Here is a 464-nt window from a genome sequence, read left to right as displayed (position 1 = left end):
CTCATGGTTTCGGGCATGGTCAGCACAATGCGGTAGCCTTTCGCGGCAGCCACAAATGCGAGGCCAATCCCCGTATTGCCACTGGTTGGCTCGATAATCGTGGTATCGTTTGGATTGATCAGACCGGCGGCCTCCGCTGCCTCGATCATCGCCAAGCCAATCCGATCTTTGACGCTGCTGGCTGGGTTGAAGAACTCAAGCTTAGCTAATACCGTCGCCCCCGTGGTATTAACTTTGCCCAAGCGCACCAGCGGCGTGTTGCCGATAAGTTGGGTAATGTTGTCATAAATCCGCGCCATGGTTTGGGTCCTTTTGTTAACTAAGTTAAACGACAAACCTAACAATAATAGCATAACATAGCTTAGGTTTGTGTCAATGTGGCAAGGCGCACAGAAAGGAGTTGTATGGATGCACATAGTTTGTTGTTGATGGCGGGGATGGTGATTTGTTTTGGGATTGCCACC

At 50.4% G+C, this 464-nt stretch carries 1 protein-coding gene; it reads right to left on the bottom strand.

Annotation, left to right across the window (positions count from 1 at the left end; translation table 11 throughout):
* The coding region (locus DEF47_RS17055; RefSeq protein ID WP_287045253.1) for a pyridoxal-phosphate dependent enzyme at positions 1-299 on the bottom strand (299 nt) is incomplete at its 3' end.
* Between the last annotated feature and the right edge of the window lie 165 nt (positions 300-464).

The sequence above is a fragment of the Herpetosiphon sp. genome (genome assembly GCF_003512625.1).
Taxonomy (GTDB): Bacteria; Chloroflexota; Chloroflexia; order Chloroflexales; family Herpetosiphonaceae; genus Herpetosiphon; species Herpetosiphon aurantiacus.
The sequence above is the reverse complement of the archived record's forward strand: the minus strand, read 5'-3'. Positions and strand labels throughout refer to the sequence as shown.